This window comes from Pseudomonas sp. PME37.24/025 (assembly GCF_055556615.1).
Genome location: NZ_JBVHNK010000437.1, coordinates 1 through 243, shown reverse-complemented (window position 1 = coordinate 243; position 243 = coordinate 1). Strand labels below are relative to the sequence as shown.

1 protein-coding gene is annotated in these 243 nt (G+C 69.1%); it reads right to left on the bottom strand.

What is annotated here, in order from left to right; translation table 11 throughout:
- Window positions 1-243, bottom strand: a 243-nt coding sequence (locus tag ACZ3HH_RS30980; RefSeq protein ID WP_465810529.1) for a CocE/NonD family hydrolase C-terminal non-catalytic domain-containing protein, incomplete at both ends; no start/stop codon positions are given.

Sequence of the window (243 nt, the reverse complement as noted above, 5' to 3'; positions counted from 1 at the left end):
GTCGACGTCGCACAGGCGGACGAACACGTCAGCGCTGGGACGGTCGGCCCGCACCCACACCTGGGCCGAGATCTCGCCGATGATCTCGAGGTCTTCTCCGAGCGGTTCGCTCGTGAACGTGAGGACGTCCGCTCGTGCCTCGAGCTCCCGGTTGTCCACGGGGCCGGCCCCCGTGGGGTTGAGCTTCGGACCGCCGAGCGACGGGGTCGGATCGGCCGGGTCGTAGACGAACCCTGTGGATGA